The organism is Shewanella halotolerans (assembly GCF_019457535.1).
GTDB classification, from domain to species: domain Bacteria; phylum Pseudomonadota; class Gammaproteobacteria; order Enterobacterales; family Shewanellaceae; genus Shewanella; species Shewanella halotolerans.
On the sequence record NZ_CP080417.1, the window covers coordinates 3,055,383 to 3,077,053 of the forward strand.

Annotated in this window: 24 protein-coding genes and 1 tRNA gene; 7 read left to right on the top strand and 18 right to left on the bottom strand. The window is 51.8% G+C overall.

Annotated elements, in window-relative coordinates:
- Nucleotides 1–3 precede the first annotated feature (3 nt).
- The 16 genes from K0H81_RS13265 to K0H81_RS13340 form a co-directional block, all read right to left on the bottom strand.
- Nucleotides 4–393, bottom strand: coding sequence for a flagellar protein FlaG (locus K0H81_RS13265; protein WP_220058621.1), 390 nt, complete (start codon nt 391–393; stop codon nt 4–6).
- Between the two features lie 104 nt (nt 394–497).
- On the bottom strand, nt 498–1,316 hold the full coding sequence (locus K0H81_RS13270; RefSeq protein WP_041510627.1) for a flagellin N-terminal helical domain-containing protein: 819 nt from the start codon (nt 1,314–1,316) through the stop codon (nt 498–500).
- Nucleotides 1,317–1,552: 236 nt separating this feature from the next.
- Entirely contained in the window at nt 1,553–2,374 is an 822-nt protein-coding gene (locus tag K0H81_RS13275; RefSeq protein ID WP_041510626.1) for a flagellin N-terminal helical domain-containing protein, read from the bottom strand.
- Between the two features lie 87 nt (nt 2,375–2,461).
- Nucleotides 2,462–3,652 carry a flagellar hook-associated protein FlgL gene (gene flgL / locus K0H81_RS13280; RefSeq protein ID WP_220058622.1) on the bottom strand — a complete coding sequence of 397 codons (1,191 nt, stop codon included), beginning with the start codon at nt 3,650–3,652 and terminating at the stop codon, nt 2,462–2,464.
- Between the two features lie 11 nt (nt 3,653–3,663).
- A complete protein-coding gene (flgK, locus tag K0H81_RS13285) occupies nt 3,664–5,580 on the bottom strand; it encodes a flagellar hook-associated protein FlgK (RefSeq protein ID WP_220058623.1) in 1,917 nt (638 codons plus the stop codon).
- A gap of 64 nt (nt 5,581–5,644) precedes the next feature.
- Nucleotides 5,645–6,670, bottom strand: a complete 1,026-nt coding sequence (flgJ, locus tag K0H81_RS13290; protein WP_220058624.1) for a flagellar assembly peptidoglycan hydrolase FlgJ — start codon at nt 6,668–6,670, stop codon at nt 5,645–5,647.
- A 47-nt stretch (nt 6,671–6,717) separates the two neighbouring features.
- Nucleotides 6,718–7,809, bottom strand: a complete 1,092-nt coding sequence (locus K0H81_RS13295) for a flagellar basal body P-ring protein FlgI (protein ID WP_220058625.1) — start codon at nt 7,807–7,809, stop codon at nt 6,718–6,720.
- Nucleotides 7,810–7,820: 11 nt separating this feature from the next.
- Nucleotides 7,821–8,495 (bottom strand): flagellar basal body L-ring protein FlgH, encoded by a 675-nt coding sequence (gene flgH / locus K0H81_RS13300; RefSeq protein ID WP_220045235.1) that lies wholly within the window; start codon nt 8,493–8,495, stop codon nt 7,821–7,823.
- Nucleotides 8,496–8,519: 24 nt separating this feature from the next.
- Complete coding sequence (gene flgG, locus K0H81_RS13305; RefSeq protein ID WP_011865151.1) at nt 8,520–9,308, bottom strand: flagellar basal-body rod protein FlgG; 789 nt, start codon at nt 9,306–9,308, stop codon at nt 8,520–8,522.
- A gap of 10 nt (nt 9,309–9,318) precedes the next feature.
- Nucleotides 9,319–10,062 carry a flagellar basal-body rod protein FlgF gene (gene flgF, locus K0H81_RS13310; RefSeq protein WP_220058626.1) on the bottom strand — a complete coding sequence of 248 codons (744 nt, stop codon included), beginning with the start codon at nt 10,060–10,062 and terminating at the stop codon, nt 9,319–9,321.
- A 199-nt stretch (nt 10,063–10,261) separates the two neighbouring features.
- Nucleotides 10,262–11,623, bottom strand: coding sequence for a flagellar hook protein FlgE (gene flgE, locus K0H81_RS13315; RefSeq protein WP_220058627.1), 1,362 nt, complete (start codon nt 11,621–11,623; stop codon nt 10,262–10,264).
- 63 nt (nt 11,624–11,686) lie between these two features.
- Nucleotides 11,687–12,469, bottom strand: a complete 783-nt coding sequence (gene flgD / locus K0H81_RS13320) for a flagellar hook assembly protein FlgD (protein WP_220058628.1) — start codon at nt 12,467–12,469, stop codon at nt 11,687–11,689.
- Nucleotides 12,470–12,479: 10 nt separating this feature from the next.
- Entirely contained in the window at nt 12,480–12,899 is a 420-nt protein-coding gene (flgC, locus tag K0H81_RS13325) for a flagellar basal body rod protein FlgC (protein ID WP_011865147.1), read from the bottom strand.
- A gap of 2 nt (nt 12,900–12,901) precedes the next feature.
- Complete coding sequence (gene flgB / locus K0H81_RS13330) at nt 12,902–13,300, bottom strand: flagellar basal body rod protein FlgB (protein ID WP_011865146.1); 399 nt, start codon at nt 13,298–13,300, stop codon at nt 12,902–12,904.
- Between the two features lie 188 nt (nt 13,301–13,488).
- Nucleotides 13,489–14,328 carry a CheR family methyltransferase gene (locus K0H81_RS13335; RefSeq protein ID WP_083764348.1) on the bottom strand — a complete coding sequence of 280 codons (840 nt, stop codon included), beginning with the start codon at nt 14,326–14,328 and terminating at the stop codon, nt 13,489–13,491.
- A 137-nt stretch (nt 14,329–14,465) separates the two neighbouring features.
- Nucleotides 14,466–15,386: a chemotaxis protein CheV gene (locus K0H81_RS13340; RefSeq protein WP_220058629.1), complete on the bottom strand. Its 921-nt coding sequence runs from the start codon at nt 15,384–15,386 to the stop codon at nt 14,466–14,468.
- Nucleotides 15,387–15,595: 209 nt separating this feature from the next.
- On the opposite strand from K0H81_RS13340, the gene flgA reads away from it, so the two are divergent.
- The 3 genes from flgA (at nt 15,596) to K0H81_RS13355 (ending at nt 17,177) form a co-directional block, all read left to right on the top strand.
- The gene (gene flgA, locus K0H81_RS13345) at nt 15,596–16,303 is read left to right on the top strand and encodes a flagellar basal body P-ring formation chaperone FlgA (protein ID WP_220058630.1); all 708 of its coding nucleotides are present in this window, start codon (nt 15,596–15,598) and stop codon (nt 16,301–16,303) included.
- Nucleotides 16,304–16,423: 120 nt separating this feature from the next.
- Entirely contained in the window at nt 16,424–16,741 is a 318-nt protein-coding gene (gene flgM / locus K0H81_RS13350; RefSeq protein ID WP_220058631.1) for a flagellar biosynthesis anti-sigma factor FlgM, read from the top strand.
- Nucleotides 16,742–16,751: 10 nt separating this feature from the next.
- Nucleotides 16,752–17,177: a flagella synthesis protein FlgN gene (locus tag K0H81_RS13355; protein ID WP_220058632.1), complete on the top strand. Its 426-nt coding sequence runs from the start codon at nt 16,752–16,754 to the stop codon at nt 17,175–17,177.
- Between the two features lie 78 nt (nt 17,178–17,255).
- On the opposite strand, the gene K0H81_RS13360 is transcribed toward K0H81_RS13355, so the two are convergent.
- Together K0H81_RS13360 and K0H81_RS13365 are read right to left on the bottom strand one after the other, a co-directional pair.
- Complete coding sequence (locus tag K0H81_RS13360) at nt 17,256–17,702, bottom strand: LPP20 family lipoprotein (protein WP_220058633.1); 447 nt, start codon at nt 17,700–17,702, stop codon at nt 17,256–17,258.
- Entirely contained in the window at nt 17,699–18,310 is a 612-nt protein-coding gene (locus tag K0H81_RS13365; RefSeq protein WP_350354812.1) for a FlgO family outer membrane protein, read from the bottom strand. Before K0H81_RS13365 ends, K0H81_RS13360 begins: the two co-directional genes overlap by 4 nt.
- 425 nt (nt 18,311–18,735) lie before the next feature.
- Here K0H81_RS13365 and K0H81_RS13370 point away from each other — a divergent pair, with 425 nt between their 5' ends.
- The 4 genes from K0H81_RS13370 (at nt 18,736) to K0H81_RS13385 (ending at nt 21,663) form a co-directional block, all read left to right on the top strand.
- A complete protein-coding gene (locus K0H81_RS13370; protein WP_220058635.1) occupies nt 18,736–19,896 on the top strand; it encodes a flagellar assembly protein FlgT in 1,161 nt (386 codons plus the stop codon).
- Nucleotides 19,897–19,972: 76 nt separating this feature from the next.
- Nucleotides 19,973–20,048 (top strand) — tRNA-Arg (locus tag K0H81_RS13375).
- 50 nt (nt 20,049–20,098) lie between these two features.
- Nucleotides 20,099–21,427: a motility associated factor glycosyltransferase family protein gene (locus K0H81_RS13380; protein ID WP_220058636.1), complete on the top strand. Its 1,329-nt coding sequence runs from the start codon at nt 20,099–20,101 to the stop codon at nt 21,425–21,427.
- Nucleotides 21,424–21,663: a hypothetical protein gene (locus K0H81_RS13385; protein ID WP_220058637.1), complete on the top strand. Its 240-nt coding sequence runs from the start codon at nt 21,424–21,426 to the stop codon at nt 21,661–21,663. The genes K0H81_RS13380 and K0H81_RS13385 overlap by 4 nt, the downstream gene beginning before the upstream one ends.
- Nucleotides 21,664–21,671 lie beyond the last annotated feature (8 nt).

Sequence of the window (21,671 nt, forward strand, 5' to 3'; positions counted from 1 at the left end):
AACTTAAGCTTCAGTTTTCATTAATAATCCAGTGACTTCAGAAAGTTTCTGTGCCAACCTCAATGCTTCTTCGTTTGGAATTTGACGGATTACATCACCCGAATCAATATCCATAACGCTAACAATATTTGTGCCAGAATCTTCATCAATCTTAAAGGCCAAGCCCTTACGCATCACAGACATCATATTTGACATCTCTTCGACCAACTTCTGCATCGCTTCGGGCGATTGCTCTTCGACCTGCGCTGCTTCGGCTTGATTGCTCTGTTCGACCGCCTTTATCGATCCTTTGGCTAATTCCACGTCCTCTGCCGCATTTGCTTTAACAGGCGTCATGCCTATATCAATTTTAGCAGCTGTAGCATTGGATGAATTAACAGTATTAATATCCATGACCTATACCTCTACTTCGTTAATTTATCCTTAAAATCACGAAAGGGAGATCCGTCGCCGAACCTCCCTTGTCTTCATCAAACTCGGTCTAACCCATTACTTTATTAGAGTAAAGATAGGGCAACCTGTGGCAGCTGGTTAGCTTGAGCTAGCATAGCCGAACCTGTTTGCTGAAGCACTTGGTTCTTAGTCATAGCAGAGGTTTCTTTCGCGAAATCCACGTCTACGATACGGCTCTTAGCATCAGCAACGTTAGCCTGAGTGTTAGCGCTGTTGCTGATGTTGTGTGCCAAACGGTTCTGAATCGCACCAAGTTCTGCGCGCTGAGTATCGATAGTAGTGATTGCTGCATCGATAGCTGCAAGAGCCGAACCACGGTTTGCAGAAGTCGCGTTAGTCAGAGCATTAACACCTAGAGAGGTCGCATCTGAAGTGCCCACCTTAACAGTGATATCTTCGCCGTCTTGGTGACCAACCTGGAAGCTCTTACCTGCTGAGAAAGAACCATCAAGCAGCTTGGTGTTACCAAATGCAGTGTTGTTACCAATTTCGGTGATTTCTAGAGCCAGCTGATCCATTTCTGCTTTCAGAGCGGCTAAGTCATCTGCGCTGTTCGCACCGTTTTCAGACTGGATAGTCAGGTCACGCATACGTTGCAGCATGTTAGTCTGTTCTTGCATCGCGCCTTCAGAGATCTGAGCGATAGAGATAGCGTCGTTAGCGTTACGCATACCAACTTCAAGACCACGAACCTGAGAGTTCAGACGGTTCGAAATCGCAAGACCGGCAGCATCGTCTTTCGCACTGTTGATGCGAAGACCACTTGATAGACGCTCCATAGAGGTCGCTAGGTTGCCGCTAGAAGCATTTAGGTTTTTCTGTGCTTTTAGAGATGTTACGTTAGTGTTTACTGTAATAGCCATAATCGATTCCTCTTTATACCTGGCTTAAAACTAAGCCTGTCTACTTAAGCCAGGCCGGTCTTACTGGGTTACAGTATATTTAACGGCAGAGGGTTTTCGATCTTTAGAAAAATTTTCATAAAAAAATAGACTATTTTTTATAACCCATATTTATCAACAGCTTATTACAAAAAAAGACGACAAAACGGTGCAAAAAACTCATTTACACCGTTTTATTGTGGGCCAAATCTAAAGGATTAGCCCAGTAGTGACAGGGCAACCTGAGGTAATTGGTTAGCCTGTGCCAACATGGCAGAACCTGTCTGCTGTAGCACCTGGTTTTTCGTCATGGTTGAGGTTTCTTTGGCAAAATCCACATCCACGATGCGGCTCTTGGCATCGGCAACGTTAGCCTGAGTATTGGCGCTGTTACTGATGTTGTGCGCCAGACGGTTTTGCACCGCACCTAACTTGGCACGCTGGGTATCGATAACCTTAATAGCCGCGTCAATTTTACCGATAGCAGCATCACGGCCGGCTGACGTTAACACAGTAAGGCTATTTACTGACAGTACACCTGCGTTCAATGTGCCTACTGAGATAGTGACATCTTCACCGTCCTGGTGGCCCACCTGGAACAACTTACCAGCAGAAAACTCACCCGTGAGCAACTTAGTGTTACCAAAGGCGGTGCTGTTACCGATGGCGGTGATCTCTTCTGCAAGCTGGTCCATCTCGTCTTTCAACGCTTGTAAGTCGGCAGTGCTGTTGGCGCCGTTTTCAGATTGAATCGACAGATCACGCATACGCTGCAACATGTTGGTTTGCTCTTGCATCGCGCCTTCAGAGATCTGCGCGATAGAGATAGCATCATTCGCGTTGCGCATGCCCACCTCAAGACCACGAACCTGAGAGTTCAAACGGTTTGAGATCGCAAGACCGGCGGCATCGTCTTTCGCACTGTTGATGCGAAGGCCACTCGACAAGCGCTCCATAGAGGTTGCCAGATTTTGAGAAGAAGTATTTAGGTTCTTCTGCGCCTTCATCGATGTGACATTGGTATTAACATTAATAGCCATTGTGTTTTCCTCTTCTTGGTTGCACTGCCAAGACGTTGAGCTTGGCTAATAAATTACAAGTTAAGTTTGTCAAAGGCCTGAGCCCGTTTAGATATAATCAAAAAGTGTCGTCGACCCGACTTTGCTAAACACACTCGATACGGCATTTAAGGCCAACTGTTGTTTCTCGAGCTCAGTTATCGCCGAGGCATAATCTAAATCTTCCAGCAGTGAGAGCGCCGAACTATTCACCAGCTTTTCTTCCACATGGGTCGAACTGTAACGCTCAATCTGCTTCAAGCTATTACCGGCTTCTCCCCGGGCAATGCTCAACTGATTGACACCACTATCGATATTATTCAACATCTGTGCCAACTCAGCTTTACCTTGGGTAGTATTCACCTTATTAGGATCTTCGAGCAAGGTGATCGCCTGATTGATGGTATCGAAAACGCTCACCTGAGATTGCGGCGTGATGCTAAAACTATCCCCTGGTGCCATCTGGCCTTCGAGCTTCACCGCAATACCGTTGAAGTTAATGGAATTGGCGGCATCGAAATTAGGCACAGTCGTTACCAGAGTCGCTGACGAATCGCGGATCTCAAGATTGGCGCCATTCATGGTAAAGCTATAGGTATCATCAACATATGTGGCGGGATCGCTAATCGCGGCGCTCAGAACACGAAAATCCCCCGTCTGAGTCGACAAATAATTGGCACTAAAGTCGCCAAGACCTGATCGCGCATTCATAAAGGCCTGATCGCCAGGCACATTGGTGCCCAGGGTGACACCTGAAGCCACGATGGCCTGGCGCACACCACTGTCACCGCTATAGACCACATTTCCCGCCGCATCGAAAGCAAATGGCTGATTGCCAGTCTCATAGCCGGCAAACATATAGTTACCCGATTCATCTTTGGTGTTGGCCACAGAAACCAACTCTTCCAATGTGCCTTTCAGCTCATCGGCAATCATTTGCCGCTCAGAATCAGACAGGCTGCCATTCACTGCACGCAGGATCTGCTCTCTAACCGAGCCAGTCAGGGTTTCGGCAGTGCCTAGCTTGCTCTCGGTCAAGGCCAAGCGATTGGTGGCGTAGTCGATATTCTTCATAAACTGATCGACCAGGGCATTTTGCTGATTAAGGTTATCGATTCCGATAGCCGCCACAGGATCGTCACCCGCAGTATTGACCCGCTTACCACTGGCGATCTGATCGATGATCTTGCTGGTCGCCGATTGCTTGTTAAGCACGCTATTAATGTTTTGATTAAACATCTGCGCCGTTGAGATCCGCATAATAAAGGCTCCTATCTCACCGAACTAAAGAGGGTGTCGAAAATTTCAGTGGCCGTGGTCATGATCCGCGCCGAGGCCTGATAAGACTGTTGGAAGCGCATCAAATTGGCGGCCTCTTCATCCAGGTTTACCCCTGACTCACTCTGCACCCGGGTATAAGCCTGAGAATAGACGGCTTCTGCCGACCCGAAGGCCACCTCGGCGGCTTTGGCTTTGCCACCCACCTGCAACTTGGTGCCTTCGTAAACATCGGCCAGGGTCGAGCTGCCATTGTTCATCAGTTTGGTTTCCGAGAGCTTAGCCATGGCTACTGCATTGGTGTTATCCCCTTCGGCGAAGCTGAGATCGAAGGTAAACCTGTCAGTGGCTGGCGCGCTGGTATCCACCTCGAAGGTGAAGCCATAGGCACTGATGGACGGCGGCGTAAAGGCTGTCGGCGCACCAAGCGAGTTGCCCGCCGCATCGAATACCTCAAAGGTATTGGCAGCAGTATCTATCTCGAAGGTCAACTCGCTACCGGTTAAAGGGAAGTTGGCCGCACTGCGATTGTCGATACTCACTAGTTTCACCTGGGTATTGCCGGAGTTTGCTGCATCTGCGGTGATTTTTGGCGCAGCGGCGGCGATACCCTTAGGATCTGTCATCACCACCTTGATACCGGCCGCGGCGCCTGATGTAGGACGGATCTCGAACCTATCCCCCGAGGCCATGGCGCCAGAATCAATATTGATGCTAAAGCCGTCGCTACCGGTCAGTTGACTGCCATTTAAGGTAAGTGGCGTCACGGTGCCGGTTTCTTGATCTCTTAGCTCATAAGTAGCAGGTGCAGTAAAGGTCAACTCATAGCTGCCACCGGACAGGGCATTGACATCATCTATGTTGACTCTTAGTGCCGCATTGCCCGTGTTGTTGCCATAAGCGCCGGCGCGGCCCACAGACATGGCCGGATCGTTAATATCCAGGAAGAGATCGCTGCCGACTACACCGTTGAGATCGAAGCCTTGGGACTGCGCCTGATTAAAACTGTCGGCAATACCCAGAGCCAACTGGCCCATCTCTAGCTGCGCCGGGATCAGTGTCTCGTCGCGAAATTGAAACAGAGCACCCAGGCTGCCGCCCATCTTGCTGGGGTCGACCACTAAGGTCTGATTGCCGGCCGTGGTGGTGATACGCAACTCCCCAGGATAAGGGTCACCCGTGGTCGCGCCCATCTGCATAGAGACTTCGCCGGATACCAACATCACGGCGCCACCGAGCATGATGCTCTTGGCGCCAGATTCGAGTGGGATCACGTTAACCTGAGCGTATTCGCTGAGCTCCTGGATCAGGGCATCCTGCTTATCGAGCAGCTGCATGTCCGCGCCCTGAGACTTCATCAGTTCCTGATTGATATGGCCAAGTTCGGTACTGATCTCATTGATCCTATCTGTCATAGCCGAGATCTGGTCGTTGGTCTGCTTCATCTGACCATCGAGCTGCGACTGCATCTGATTGAGCACCTTGGCGATCTGGTCAGCATTGCCCAGTAGACTGCCGCGAATGCCCATATCATCGGGCAGATCAGCCAAGCTGTTGAGCCCGGCAAAGAGATCGTTAAGGCTCTGCGGCACTGCCTTACCTATCTGAGAAAACAGCTGATCCAGCTCGCTCATCTTAGTCTGGGTGGTCTGCGCCTGGCTCAGCGCCGTCTGACCGATACGCAGCTCGCGGGCGGCATATTCGTTATAGATACGTTTGACGTCGGTAATATAGGTGCCGGCGCCATAGAAGCTGTTGCCCAGACGCTGTGACTCCAGGCTAGATTGCTCCGCCACCTGACGGTGGTAGCCCTGAGTATTGGCATTGGTAATGTTGTTACTGGTCACCGCCAGTTGTGACTGAGAGGCCAGCACGCCGGTACGGGCGATATTCAGCAGATCCATCGACATTATGCTTTACCTCTTGTTGCACCTGTTGCTAACTGAACACTCATCGCTTATCACTCTCCACTTGTCACTTGCCAATGGCTGCGCCAAGCTGTTTGTTTACCGTCTGAGCCACTGTCTGAGTTACCGCCTGCATCACCTTGATCACCTTATCGGCATAATCAGGGTCTGTGGCATAACCGGCATCTTGCAGGCCTCGGATGAAGGCGGCGGGATTAGCGGCCTTGTCCATCGCCTCTTGATAACGCTCGCCTTCGGAGATGAAAGAGACGAAATCGTCAAAACTTTGTTTGATATCCTGATACACCCTGAAATCGGCTCGTTGCTTCACCGCAACCCCATGTTCAAATTCCAGGGTACTCACGCCTGCGCGCTCACCATCCCAGCGGCGATCGGCCTTGATGTTAAATAGGTTATTGCTGGGCTGACCGTCTGCGCGGCGCACCATCTTCTGCCCCCAACCTGTCTCGAGTGCCGACTGAGCAATCAATACCTCTGGGCTGGTACCCAAGGCCTTAGCCGCCTGCTCTGCATGGGGATAGACCGCCTTGACGAACGCCTCGCGACTCTCGAAGCCCTTATTAGCCAAAGCTATTGGCGCCTGAGACGGCAAGACCTTGCCGCTCACTAGCTCATCGAATACCCGCGGCAAGGGCTTATCACCGCTTGATCCCTTGCTTTGAACCTCTGATTGAGCCAGAGATTGTCTATCTACTTGTTGCACACTATTAGCAACCGGACTCACCATGCCGCCCCGCAGCACAGAAGCCGGCGTCATCTGGCTGGTCTGCGGCGAGAGCTGCTGCACCATGAGATCTGCAAGGCCCAGCATCCCCTTGTCCGACAGGTTGACCGACATCTGCTGGTCATGCATCTGCTCATAAAACTTGGTGTACTGGCTGTTTATGGGGCTGTCTGACTCAAACACCGCATTGGCATCGCGCATGCTTTTCATCAACATCTGCACGAAGATGCCCTCAAACTGCTGCGCCACCTCTTTGAGTGCCGCCTTGTCATCTTTTTGCGCCTTGGCACGTAGGGAGTCCAGGCCCCCTATGTCCAAGAAATGCGATGCGTTTGACAGCTTATCCATGTTGAGTCCCGATGCCTTGGCGACGACTAACTCGTCTGCGACAAAATTTAGATGATGATAAGCTCACCATGCAAAGCACCTGCCACCTTTAACGCTTCCAGTATGGCTAACACATCCGAAGGCGCGGCGCCGACCAGATTCACCGCCCGCACCAACTCATCGAGGGTAGTACCAGGGTTAAACAGGAACATGCGATTATCCGCTTCGGACACATCTATGGTGCTGTCGCTGGTGACCACGGTATCGCCCCCCGCCAACGGATTAGGCTGAGACACCTGGGTCGCCTCGGCGATAGTCACCGTCAGGCCGCCATGGGTCACCGCCGCCGGCAGCAGGCGCACATCTTTACCTACCACTATGGTGCCCGTACGAGAATTGACGATCACCTTGGCCGACTCGGAGGCAGGCTCCACCTCGATGTTTTCCAGCGTCGCCAGAAAAGAGACGCGCTGGGACACATCCCGCGGCGCACTCACCTGCACCGAGGCGGCATCCAGTGGACGGGCCATGCCTGGGCCAAGAAGATCGTTGATGGCATCGGCGAGACGTTTAGCCGTCGAAAAATCGGCGCGGCGCAGGTTAAAGGTCAGGTGATCGCCGGTAGAAAATGGCGTCGCCACGGTGCGCTCGACGATGGCGCCATTGGGGATTCGCCCTACGGTAGGCGTATTTTGAATCACCTTAGAGCCATCGAGTCCTTCGGCGCTAAAGCCGCTAACCACCATGCTGCCCTGGGCAATGGCATACACATTACCGTCGACCCCCTTGAGGAAGGTCTGCAGCAAAGTGCCGCCGCGCAGGCTCTTGGCCTCACCCAGACTAGAAACGGTGACATCAAGCGTCTGACCCGGCTTGATAAAGGCAGGCATGTCGGCACTCACCGCCACTACGGCGACGTTCTTGATCTTAGGACGGAAGTTATCGGGCAGATTAATGCCGAAGTTTTTCAGCATTGTCTTAAAAGTCTGCTCGGTATAACGTGTCTTCTCGCCGGTGCCCGGCAAGCCGACCACCAGACCATAGCCGATCAGCTGGTTGCTACGCACCCCTTGCACGTTGGCGATATCTTTGATGCGCTGGGCCGAGCTGACGCTTGAAAACACCATCAGGGCACAGGCCAATATTATTCTCATCTTCATGGCATCGCTCCTTAGAAGGGCCACCAGTCGCTCATAAAGAACTGGCTTAACCAACCCACCTTCTGCGCGTCGGCAAAGGTACCTGTACCGCTGTACTGAATACGAGCATTGGCCACACGCTGAGAGTCTATGGTGTTGTCGGGACGGATATCTTGCGAGCGCACTATGCCGGTCAGCCTGACAAACTCATCGCCGTTATTGATGGTGATCCACTTCTCACCGCGGATCACCAGGTTACCGTTGTTCAGCACCTGCATCACATTGGCCGAGATGCTACCCGACAGGCTGTTGCTCTGATCGGCATCCGACTCACGCTTAGTGTTCATGCTGTCTTTGTAGCGCAGGTCGATGGGCGATCCGCTAATGGTCACATTGCCACCACCGGCATAGATAGGATCCAGCGTCAAATCTGAGCCCTTCTTCAACTCGTTGTTGGCGCTCTTCTTCGCCTTAGTCGACTCTTGCAGGATCACGGTAATGATATCGCCGACCTTAAGCGCCTTGATGTCCGAATAGAGACTAGAAGCCTGGCTATCCTGATACATGGAGCCCGTGGCGGCAATCTTAGTCGGCGGCGCCTCGGGATAAACTGGTGCATAGTAAGGGTCATCGGCGATCGGCTTCTGGTTGGTTGAGGCACAGCCCACCAACGCCAGCGCAATCACTAAGACAGATGACTTAGCCATAACAAACTTAGCCATATCAAACCTCTACAAATTCTGATTGACGTAAGAGAGCATCTGATCGACGGCCGAGATCACCTTAGAGTTCATCTCGTAGATCCGCTGACTCTCGATCAGGTTCACCAGCTCCTCGGTCACGTTAACATTGGAGGTTTCAAGTGCGCCCTGACGAATGGCACCCATGCCATCCAGAGAGGCGGTGCCCTGAATAGGCGTGCCACTGGCGCCGGTTTCCAGATAGAGATTCTGCCCCATAGGATCCAGGCCGCTCGGATTGATAAAATCTGACATGCTCAGCTGACCCACCACCTGGTTTTCCGCCGCGCCAGGGGTCTTCACCGAGACCTCCCCTTCGGCAGACACGGTAATACTGGTGGCATCATCCGGGATGGTGATCGCCGGTTGCAGCACATAGCCAGAGCCTGGCGTCACTATCTGCCCGGTATCGTCCAAGGTAAATTGACCATTTCGGGTATAGGCGGTTGTGCCGTCTGGCAGCTGCACCTCGAAGAAACCCGGGCCTTCGATCATCAGATCCAGTGAGTTATCAGTAGTCAGCATATTGCCCTGGGTGAACATCTTCTGGGTCGCCACCACCTTAGTACCCGCACCTATGTTCAGGCCGTTGGGTAGCTTAGTATTAGAGGCGCTGATCCCCCCAGCCTGGTTGACGGTTTGATAGAGCAGGTCTTCGAAAACGGCCCGGCTCTTCTTGTATCCAACGGTGCTCGCGTTCGCCACATTGTTGGAGATCACCGAGATATCTGTTTGCTGGGCATCTAAGCCAGTCTTACTAATCCATAACGCCGGATGCATAATCTATCTCCTAACTAATGCGCATTAATGACGAAGAGGCTTGATCCATCTCTTCGGCGGTTTTCATCATCTTGACCTGCATCTCAAACTGACGCTGCAGATCGATTAAAGAGACCATCTCGTCGACGGCGTTGACATTGCTGCCTTCGATGGCGCCACTCTCCACGGCAACATTGGGATCGGCCGGGGCATTAACGCCAGACAATTGACGGAACAGACCATCCTCGCCGCGCATCAGGTTTTGATTACCAGGGTTAACCAATTTGATACGGCCGACCTCCTCGATCACCTCAGCGGTTGAGCCGAGCGGTCTGACCGAGATGGTGCCATCTTGGGCTATTTCGACCTTTTCGATAGGAAGGGGTAACACGATGGGACCGGCATCGCCCATAACAGGGTTGCCTCTGTCGTTACGCAGCAGGCCTGAAGTATCAAAACTCAGGCTGCCAGAGCGGGTGTAGGCCTCACCGCCATCGACGGCCTGCACGGCTATCCAGCCGTCACCTTTCACCGCGATATCGAGATCCCGTCCCGTGGTCTTTATGGGACCGGCGGCAAAGTTGGCCGACGGGGTCTCTGTCATCGAAAACACCCGTGTCGGCAACCCTTCGCCAAAGGCCTGCATAGATCTGGCCTGTTCCAGATCCGACTTAAAGCCGTCGGTATTGGCATTGGCAAGGTTGTTGGCACGCACTGCCAGCGAATGCATATTCTGCTTGGCGCCACTCATGGCGACATAGAGTAATTTATCCACTTGCTGCTCCGTCAATGTTTCAACTAAAACTGTCTAATAACAGAACAAAGCAAACATCATGCCAAACAATGGATTTGGTTAAGCAGGCGAAATCAAGCAGATAGAAATGAAGCTAAGAAAGGAAAGGAGAAGCGGCAAGAGAAGCGGAAATGTGTTGCCGTCAGGGCAACACATTTCACGAATTCCACTAAGCGGCTGCTTAACGGATCTGCAGTACCGTCTGCTGCAGGGTATTGTTCACTTCCAAGGTGCGCGAGTTCGCCTGGAAGTTACGCTGGGCCGAAATAAGGTCCACCAGCTCAGTGGTCAGGTCGACATTTGACTGTTCCAGCGCCGATGAGCGAATGCTACCGAAGGTGCCGCTGTTGGCCTCACCCGCCAGTGCCGGACCCGAGTCAAGGCTCTCCTTCCAGGAGGTGTTACCCACCTGAGTCAACCCCTGCTCGTTGGAGAAGCGCGCTAGGGCAACGCGCGCCAGCGGCACGGTTGAGCCGTTACTGTAGCTGGCGTTGATTAAACCATCGGCGCCCACTTCCACGTTGGTCAGACGACCAACCGTAGTACCGTCCTGGCTCAACTCTGTCACCTCGAATGGCGAGGCGTATTGCGTCGGGCTGTTAAAGTTCAGCGTAAGTGTCTGGGTGCCGTCTGTACCAGGCCCCAAGACATTTGCGCCGCTCACGCCCAACTGCTCAGTGGTTATAACGGCAGGATCGCTACCTGTGTAGGCACCGGTATCGTTAAACGAGAGCACAGAGCCTTTCCAGCCGCTGGCATTAACCGCACTGCCACTAGAGTCGGCCACGCCATCACCCGTGGTATCTCGGCCATAGGTGCCCGCGGCGCCCGCCAGGTCCACCTGCTTGCCGTCTACCGCATAGAAGGCCACCCAGTTACTGGTGCCTGTGTAGGCCGCCTGGGGTGGACGCACGAAATAGGTGGTCAGAATGTGGGGCTCACCCAGTGAGTCGTACATGGTGACCGACGTCGAGTTATTATAGGTATCAGGGTCGTTCGGATTGAAGTTAGCTGGATCCAGCGTGGCCTCACCCGCGTTAAGGTTCATCTGAATACCGATATTGTCTGTCTTCTGTGGGCTACCGGCAGTATCAGGGATCTTCACCGGCTGAGTAGTAGTCAGACTCACAGAGGTCGAGTTGCCATCCTTGTCCACTGGGAAGGTCTGCAGGTAGTTACCGGCCGAGTTCACCAGGTAGCTGTCGGCATCAACCTTAAAGGCGCCGGCACGGGTGTAGGAGAGATCCTGCGAGCCCACTTCTGATGAGGTCACGAAGAAACCACCGCCATTGATCGCCATATCCAGCGCGTTGCTGGTAAATTGCAGGCTGCCCTGCTGGAACTGCTGCGCAACCTGAGCCGTGGTGACACCGCCACCGACAGTGGTCTTGCTGTTGGCGAAGATAGAGCTGGCATACACGTCAGCGAACTCGGCGCGCGACTCCTTAAAACCTGTGGTATTGACGTTGGCGATGTTATTCGCCGTGGTATTGAGATCTTTTTGCGCCGCTGCGATACCACTCAATGCAATGTTAAATGACATAAATCACCTCACTAAAAATTTGTTATCTGTTCTGGACCTTACAGCCCTAACGCTCTGCTTTGTCTAAGTTTCAGACACGGCCAGAACATCACCGAGTTTGATACCGCCTATGCCTCTTAGGTTGAGAATTGCGCCGGTACTTGCCGTCCCCAGCGAAACACTCGTCACGTGAGCGTAGGTCGATACGGCTAAATCTTCACTCTTACCATCTACCTTGCCCGATGCCTTGATTGAATAGTTACCACTGGCAACGGGTTCCCCATCCTTATCCAGTCCATCCCAGGAGACATCTATGTTGCCGCCATCGCTACCATCGACGGTGAAGGTCTTCACCAGCTGGCCCTTCTCATCTTCGATACGCACGGTTATCGACTCGATAGGCTCAGGGGTACTGATCACCCCTTTGAGCACGGGATCTTCCGCCGAGATATGCCCGGTATCCGATGGGATCAACACCTTCTGCCCCACCAGACCAGATGCCTGCAGCGCCTGGCTCGAGGTCATTACGGTGTTGAGGTTGACTATCTCCTCGTTAAGCTTAGTGATGCCATCCACGGTGGAGAAAGACGCCATCTGGGCGATCATCTGATCGTTGTCCACCGGCTTAAAAGGATCCTGCATCGACAGCTGCTGACTGAGCAGGGAGAAGAAATCCTCCTGAGTCAGCTCCTGGCTCTTGGCCTCAGGGATCGAGGACTCCTCTTGCAGACGCATGCTGTCGAGAAACGGATTTCCCGTAGTCTGGGTGGTTTCCTGACTGCTCGATGCCTGAGGCGTCACTGTCTTGGCGCTCTGGGTCGAACTGGTTTGCGCAACCTGAGTATTTAACGGATTAACTAGGCTCACGACTTACCCCCTAGGAATTGCCAATGCGTAAGGTTTGCTGAAGCATAGATTTTGCCGCATCGGCAACCTGTACGTTCATCTGGTAGGAACGAGAAGCCGAGATCATGTTGGCCATCTCCTCCATCACATTGACATTTGGCTTATAAATAAACCCATCGGCATCCGCTAACGGATGATCGGGTGAATACTCTTTCTGTAACGGCTTATCGCTCTCGACGATACCGGCCACCTTTACCGCCTGGCTGGTATTCTGCTGATGACTAGCCTTGGCCAGCTCGGCCTCGAAAACTGGGTGACGGGCGCGATAGGTCTTATCCACACTGCTGGAGACTGAATCGGCATTAGCGATGTTACTGGCAGTGGTATTTAGTCTGACCGACTGGGCCGACATGCCAGAGCCTGCCACATTGAAGATATTAAAAAGGCTCATAATTACGTTCCTTTAAGGGCTTTTTTCAGGCCGGAAAACTTACCGTCAAGAAAACCTAACGACATCTGATACTCGAGCGCATTCTGCATAAACTCTGACTGCTCCTGCTGAATATCCACCGTATTGCCATCACCAGTATCGGGCTGATTTGGCACCCGATAGCTAATGTGCTGCTGGGAAAGCGCCGCTAAATCGAAGTGTTTTTCGTTGCTACGGCTCATCGCCAGCCCGCTTTGGGCCGTGCGCGCCGCCTGCAGCGCCTTATCAAAATCCAGGTCTTTCGCCTTGTAATGGGGCGTATCGGCATTGGCGATATTTGACGAGATCACCTCGGCACGCGCCGAACGTATCCCCAAGGTATACTGATGTATCCCCAATGCCTTATCGAAACTAATCGCCATAAAATTGCCTCCACACACGAATGCCATAAACAAAGCAATACTTGTGCCAATAAAATCCGTTATGGGTAACTTGCTAAGGCAAAGCAGATATAGAAATGGCAGGCATAAAAAATGCCAGCGATTGCTGGCATTTAAAACTTGATTGCGAACTCAGAGGGTTAGCCCCTTCAAGAGCTTAGTCTGTGACCTTAGGTCCGCTTCTGGTAATAGATCCCTGGGTTACACCTCACCATATCAAACTCGTCGGTCAGACCGGCAATCGACTCCGAGGCCCCCAGAAACAGTATCCCCTTGGGATTGAGGGCGGCAGCAAATTGCCGCAATATCTTGGCCTTTGCCTCTGGGGCAAAATAGATCAGCACGTTGCGGCAAAATATGATGTCAAACTTACCCAGCAAGGTGTAACTCTCGAGCAGGTTGTGCGCCCTAAAATTCACCAAACGCTTGACGTTTGCCTTCACCACCATGGAGCCACTCCCCGTGGGTTCAAAAAACTGGCGTTTGCGCTCCTCGGACAGACCTCGCCCCAAGGCGAGGTTGTCATATTCGGCCGCCTTACAGCGCTCTAACATGGAGGGGGAGAGATCAGTAGCCAGAATCGTCGCACTGCCGGGCAAGGCGCCAGGCTTGCGCTGCTGATATTCCAAGATGGTCATGGCTAGCGAATAGGGTTCCTGCCCCGACGAGCAAGCGGCCGACCAGATCTTCAGCGGCCGTCCTAGGCGGGCATATTCGGGTAACAGGTTATTGCCTAACAACTCGAAGGGATAGCGATCGCGAAACCACAAGGTTTCATTGGTGGTCATGGCGTCGATCACCTCGGCACGAAGTTGCCGCTCGGTGGGCTTCATCGAATGTTTAACCACTTCAGATAATGAGGGAAGGTTATATTTCCCCATCAGAGGCGCGAGTCGACTACGAACCAAATATTGCTTATTGTCGCCCAACACAATACCGCTGTGTTGTTCCAGAAATAATTTAAATTGGTTGTACTCGGCTTCGGCAAGTGATTTATTCGGCACCTTGATATCCCAATATCAAAAAAGAAAACAGGCTACAACATACACTATAGCAAGCGTTACAGAGGTCAGCGTTATACATTAGCTAACTCACTGATACAAGCCTAAACTTACCAAATTTAGGCTCAGGCCCAACTTAGTACAAATTACAAACTAAGATGCTTATTCACCGCCGCCGCTAATTCATCAGGATTAAATTTCGCGATAAAGTCATTAGCGCCCACCTTCTCCACCATGGCTTGGTTAAATACGCCACTGAGCGAGGTATGCAGCACCACCTTAATGTCTTTCAATTTAGGGTTGTCGCGGATCTCTGCCGTCAGGGTATAACCATCCATCTCCGGCATCTCGATATCGGAAATGATCAGCGGGATCTCATGGGCCACGTTATCCATCTCGGCGGCGACGCTTACCAGCTTATCTAAGGCCTCACGGCCATCTTTGGCGGTATCTATCTGCAGGCTCAAAGATTCCAGGGCACGGATGATCTGCTTACGCGCCACGGCCGAATCGTCGATCACCATGATGTGATAGTGACGATCTCTGTCTATGGTTAGCTGCTCGTCGACTTCTTGGCTGATCTGAGTCTTCACCGGCGAGATCTCATCGAGGATCTTCTCAACATCGAGGATCTCCACCAGCTCCCCCTCAATCTCGGTCACGGCGGTCAAGTAGGAGTAGCGCCCCGCGCCTTGCGGCGGCGGCATGATCGCCTCCCAGTTCATGTTGATAATACGCTCGACCGACTTAACCAGGAAGCCCTGCACACTGCGGTTGTACTCGGAGATGATGATGAAGCAGCCTTCGGCATCTTCTATCGGTCTGCCGCCAGTGGCCGCACTGAGATCGATCACCGAAATGGTCTGGCCGCGAATATGGGCCACGCCCCTCACATAGGGATTGAGCTTAGGCAGGCCAGTCAGTGGCGGGCACTGCAGCACCTCTTTCACCTTAAATACGTTAATGCCAAACCTTTGCCGCCCGTTTAACTTAAACAGCAATAGCTCTAAACGGTTTTGTCCTACAAGTTGGGTGCGTTTGTTAACTGATTCAAGAATACTCGACATAATGCCTTTGCCCTGTTGTCGGGTGAATGCGAAGCCGTTCCCATGGTAATTATGAGTATAGGCATACTAATTGCTTTATCTAGTTATATGACAACCAGACCTTTACTTTGTCAAATTTATGACACTCATTTCTCACAAAAAATGGCAAAGCCTTGGCTCTTAAAACGAAGTATAGGTGTAATCTGGCTAATCAAGCTAGTCAATTCATTATGAAAGTAAATTTTGCATATTTTCTGTTTTTGCTACTCATCTCTCTGCCCTTAACGGCGGCAGAGACCGCTAGCGTTCCCTCTGTATCGACCATAGCGCGATTAGCTACAGAGGCAGTGCAGGAAAAAATGGTATTCCCCCAAGATGCCAAGGTCATTATTACCCCCCAAAGTCTGGACACCCGGCTAAATCCTCCAGCCTGTTTAGGCGAGCCCAAGGCGGAAATCGCCAGCGATCGCGCCATCAGTAAAAACAACACGGTCAAGATCAGCTGTGCCAGTCCAGATCTCGACTACCCCTGGCAGATCTACATTTCGGTTCGCGTCGAGGTGCTCTTTCCTGTGGTGGTGGCGAACCAAACCTTGGGGCCCGGCGATCTCATCGAATCGGATCAGATACGCCTCGACTATGTGGAGCAGAGCCAGCTCAGAGGTCAGCAATTTGATGACCCGGTAGCAGTGACCGGCACCCGGGTAAAGCGCAGAATTCCCGCCAATCAGCCACTGTTTGCCAGCAACCTCTGCTTCGTCTGCAAGGGCGATATAGTGGCCATCTATGCACGGGCCGATAATTTCGTGATAAAAACCAACGGTGAAGCGTTAAAAGATGGTAACCTTGGCGATAAGATACAGGTGCGCAATAGTCGCTCCAACAAGACAGTTGATGCACATGTAACGGGCATTGGCGAGGTGGAAGTCAGGATGTGATCCTGATGACCTTTGACGCGCAAAAATTTATACTGTTTTTTGAAACTTTATTCTAAAGCTTTGACCATGAGTGCCGATAGACAAGTATGTTGATCTCATTTATGTAAGTTGGACCCCACAATGCCTATAGATATTAAGCACGTAAATACAAACACTAACAGCCGGGTTGGCAGCGCCAGCTCGAAAGCCTCGCAGCACAAAGGTAGCACTGCGGCCACCAGCGCACCAGCGCAGACGGTGAAAAGCGATTCTGTCTCTATCACCTCTCAGGCGCAGCAGCTGCAAAGTGCCCAGGCCAAACTAAACGACATTCCTGAAATCGATATCAAGAAGGTCGAACAGATTAAGGCGGCCATCGCCGAGGGACGCTATAAGATAGATGCCGACAAACTCGCCAGCAACATAGCGCAGTTTGAAAAGGAACTTCAGGATCTTTAACTAATACGTTATGACGCAGATAACCGATATCATCGCCAATCAACACAAATTACTGGACAGCTTGAAGCAGACCATCACGGCAGAGAAGGATGCCCTGATCGCGCAAGACGCAGATCAACTATTGCGTCTGGCCAATGAAAAGGCCCAGTTGTTAAATGAGATCAAACTAGGTGATACCGAATTAGCTGCGCATCCTGACCTGGGCAGACTCACTCAGGAGCCTCAGCTTATGGCCCTGGTCGACGATGCCAAGCAGGCATTGGCCGAGTGTAAACAGCTTAACGAGCAAAACGCCGCGCTTATCGAACACAGCATGGCCAGCGTCAATCGTTTCTCCCAGGCACTGCTGGCCAGTCGTAATGCCAGTAGCCTGACCTATGACGGCAAGGGCAAGACCTCGACTATCTCCACGCTCGGCAATAATCTGAAAGTCTAACGACTAATATAGAGTTACAGGCTCAAGCTGAAGACATTAAAAAAGCCTCTTAATAGAGGCTTTTTTATTTGCGGGCACCTAGAAATAGGTCACTTCCTTCACAGTCTGCGGCCGATTCTGCTGCAGGTATAAGGCCCACACCTGCTGGAAGTCGAGCTCCAGTTCAGTCACATAATGATCCCCGACCGGGTAGCTCTTCACCACTTTCGCGCCGCGGATCACCCCGCTCACCGAGGCCTGAATATTATCATCGGAAAGCATCCAATCCTTCACGCTGCTCGACGCCGATAACTGCTGGCCGTAAACCTGCTCGGCTAGCTCACGGTAGGCGGCGATCTTCGATGCCTGCATCGCCATCAACACACGCTGAGATGCCTCTTTCGCAGGTTGAGTCGCCAGCGGCGCATAGCCGATTGCGGTTAACTTAGGAAAACTTTCCGGCGCCTGGGTTTCCCATTGAATGTATCTGTCTTGAGACGCACATCCACTCAGGACGAGCAGCAACACACTAATTAGATATCTCATTGCTTAACCCCTTTAATCTGGACATCTCCCTGACCCTGGCTGCTGTAACGAATAAGCTTGCCATCCTGGGCGACCACCTTCTCAGACAGGCTAAGGTAGTCCGCCAGCTCGGCCTGACTCACACTCGCCGCTGCGACCGAAACCACACGGTTGTTAGTTACATTAACGATACGGCTGTTTACCACCACACCATCAGGCTTAAGGCTCATGGTTGACACCAATACGTGCTCTACCGGCAGATCCGCTGGTAGTTGGCGCCAGTCGCGGGTCAGCAGCAGCTCACCTTGATCTGTCACCCTAACGTTCTCGCCCACGTTCAGATCCACCAGATTAAACTGATGATCATGCATGGCCGCGATCAGCCCCTGTTGTATCTGTAACCCCAAGGCGTTAGTCGACTTGAGGTTATCCAGCAACACAGGCGTCGCCACCAGCAGGGGCTGCTTAGGCGTCAACTGATCGTTCTGGCGCACCAATTCATTTGCCAACTGCTGAGTCAGATGCATCACAGATGAACTCGCTGGCAAACTATTGCCGGTCTGCAAGGTTGGCGTGGCGGGCTCATTTGCCGCGCAGGCCCCCAATAGCAACAGGGAAGATATTATCAAAGCATTTCGCATCATGATGTCCCATGGTTTTCGATATTGACCCAGGCCAATATACCCACTTGGCTGCGCCATAATTTCGGCCAACCAAACCTATTGGCAATTATGCAGCAATATATATGCCATAAGCTTAGCATTGTTCGATTTACACCTATTAGGGTTAACCTCAAGTATTGGGCTCACACTTGGCGAATCCTGAAGGACTGATTGGCGTTCGTCATCCTACTTTTCAGCAAATGACCTGACGGTGGCCAACTTTGGCTAACTTTGGCTAACTTTGACTAACTTTGACTGACTTTAACCAACTCAGGCATAGATATTGCTTTGAGTCTAACTAATCAATGGGAACATGAGAATGGGCGCAAAAACTGTCAGCATTTTGGCACCAGCTACGCGCTAGATAAACCGGCTCAGTTGAGACAGATACAATGAAACGAATTCAATTACTATTGCTGTTACTCGCCGCCTTTAACACTCAGGTGATGGCTCAGTGGCTTGAGGCCCAGGGCGAAGCCAAGATCATCAACGGCAATATCACCCAGGCGCGAGAAGATGCCATAGCGCAGGCGCTGAGCTATGTCACTTTGCAATCGGGTGGCCAGTTTACCAGCATGCAGCAGACTCAGAACGGTCAGCTAACCCAGACCCAGTTCTCGATGTCGCAGCAGGCCGAGGCCGGCCGCGTCGAGCTTATCAGCGAGCGTATCCAGGGCGATACCCTCAGCGTCAACCTAAGAGTCGATGTACTGCAAAACGCTAAGGTACAGACCTGTGGGATGAGTCAACTCAAGGCGGCCATCCTGGTGCCCCAGGCGCAAATTGCCGATCGTAGCCAACTCAGATATGGCAACCTTGGCAACTTCGAGAAAGCCCTGTCGGAGAAGCTCGGCAGCATCATCGCCCGCGAGGGTAAGGCGAGTTTCGCCCATGTTCATGCCAACGAACGACTCGATATCGAGCAGTCATTGATCGACATCCGCGGTTATCGCCTCCCCAGCTGGCTTAGCGAGATCACCGACAGCCAATACATTCTGCTGCCGGAGATCATCGACATCTCCACCGAGCCGGTCGAAGCCAGTCTGTTTGGCCTCTGGGGTAGCTATCCTCAGCGCCAGTTTCAGCTACGTCTATCTCTGTATCATGGCATCAGCGGCGAGCAGATCTGGAGTGAGTACTACGACGCCCCTGCCCCATGGGAATTTGAACGCCAAGCGACGATACCGGCCCAAAGCAACCGTTTTTGGGCATCCAGCTATGGTAAGAACATCGAAATGCTGCTGACCCAGGCCAGCGAAGATATCGACAAAGTGCTCGACTGCCGCCCGTTACTTGGGCAGGTAGTCTCCCGCGTCGACAACCGGGTTATCATCAACCTGGGGCGCAATCATGGCGTGAAAGTTGGGGATAAATTCCAACTGGTGCTACAGCAGAATCTGCCGGATCGCCTGGATAACATGCGGGCGGTCGCCAGCGAATCTCGAGCCCAAATCACCATAGATCAGGTGACCCAGGAAAGCGCCACCGCCCTGCTGCAAGGCGCCAATGGTGCAATCAACATACAAATTAACGACATCGCGATGAAAATCTAACTTAATTAGTGCACTAATTAAGCAACTAAATCTAAAGCCTTTTCATCGCGATGAAAAACAGTATAATCACTTGCGTCTCCCTATAGCTCAACAGGATAGAGCAGTCGCCTCCTAAGCGATCGATCGGGGTTCGAGTCCCTGTGGGGAGACCAGTTAGTGAACTAGCCTAATAAATGAAGCATGACTTCGAGGGACAGTGTCAATGACTGAGCTTTTTAATGCCAATCTCAACATCATCAGCCAACGTTGGCCTATCATTGCCTCTGCACTTCAACAAGTATCATTCGACCATCTCGACGCAGCACTCGTAACCGGCCAGAATCAAACCATTAGTGTTAACGGTATTCAGCTCAGTAGTCGCCATGACAGACTAGCCGAAGCAAGACTCTTGATCGATACCCTACTCCAAGAGACCCAAACGGTTACCCTGTATGGCATAGGTATGGGTGATGTACCCAGCCTGCTGATCGATAATCCTCAATATAGCCAGATCAAAGTATGCATCTTAAACTTAGCTGTATTCGCCTTAGTGCTAGCCTATACGGATCAGAGTGAATGGTTAAATCACCCAAGTGTGAGCCTATCCCTTAACCCCGACGCCAGACTGGATTACCCCTATATCGCGATTACCCCCGAACTCTCACTTTGCGACGAGGCCCACGCTAGACTAAGGGATCTATTGGTCATAGAGCTAAACCAAGATTTTGCCAATAAGCGACATAGGCTTGATGACCCTTTAACCCAGGAAAGGTTTAAGTGTAATGAGGCGCTTATCATCAAAGATCCCGATGCCGCCTCGCTGATTGAGACGATGAGAACCGATGAGGCCATTGTCATAGGTAGCGGCCCTTCCCTTGAAGAGCACTATGGCTACCTCAAAGCACTCAGTAAACAACCCAATAAGCCTGTGATGATTGCAGCCGATACGGCGCTCAGGGGGCTAATCCACAACGGCATCAGACCCGATATCGTCGTCACCGTGGACAGCCTCATCGATAGCTATCATCTTCCGCTCGAGGATACCGACGGCATTAAGCTGATGTATTTTCCCAAGGCAAACCCAAGAGTATTGGAAAACTGGCAAGGGCCTAGGTACATTGCCTATGGACAGAGCAATGTCTACGACGCCTTGGCTCAGCAATACCCCAAGTTGAGACTCTATATCAGTGGTAGCGTCATTCACCCTGCCATAGATTTAGCGGTTAATTTGAAGGCTAAGCAGGTCACCTTATTTGGCTGCGACTTTGGCTATTGCAACGACAAGAGCCATGCTTTTTGGAGCACTCACTCATTCAGGCTAGAGAATGACGATGCTAAGGCTTGGGTGTCGGCTGTCGATAACATAAGGAAAACCGCTCAACACTGGGTGCTAGATGGTCATGGCAATCGAATAACAACAGACCTAAATCTAAGAGCCTACCTGAGGTATTTGGAGCTCTACATCACTCGTCATCCGCAAGTCAGCTTCTATCGCGCGAGCCTCTCTGGCGCCGATATACAGGGCACCGAATATAAGGAGCCGAACGCATGAAGATGGTCGAATCTTTTATTAACACGGCCCATCTTTTCCGCTTAGGCCACGAAGCTGAAGCCTCGGTGGCACTACGCCAATGCATAGACGAGATGGAAAAACACTACCCTGAAATAATTCGACAGTCATCATTCGGCCAGATACTCTCGCCGATGCTGCAAGCTCAAGAAAGGCAGGACTGGCTCGCACTGGCAGATTATTTAGAATATGAATTACCCCAGCTATTTAAGTTGTAATACTCTGT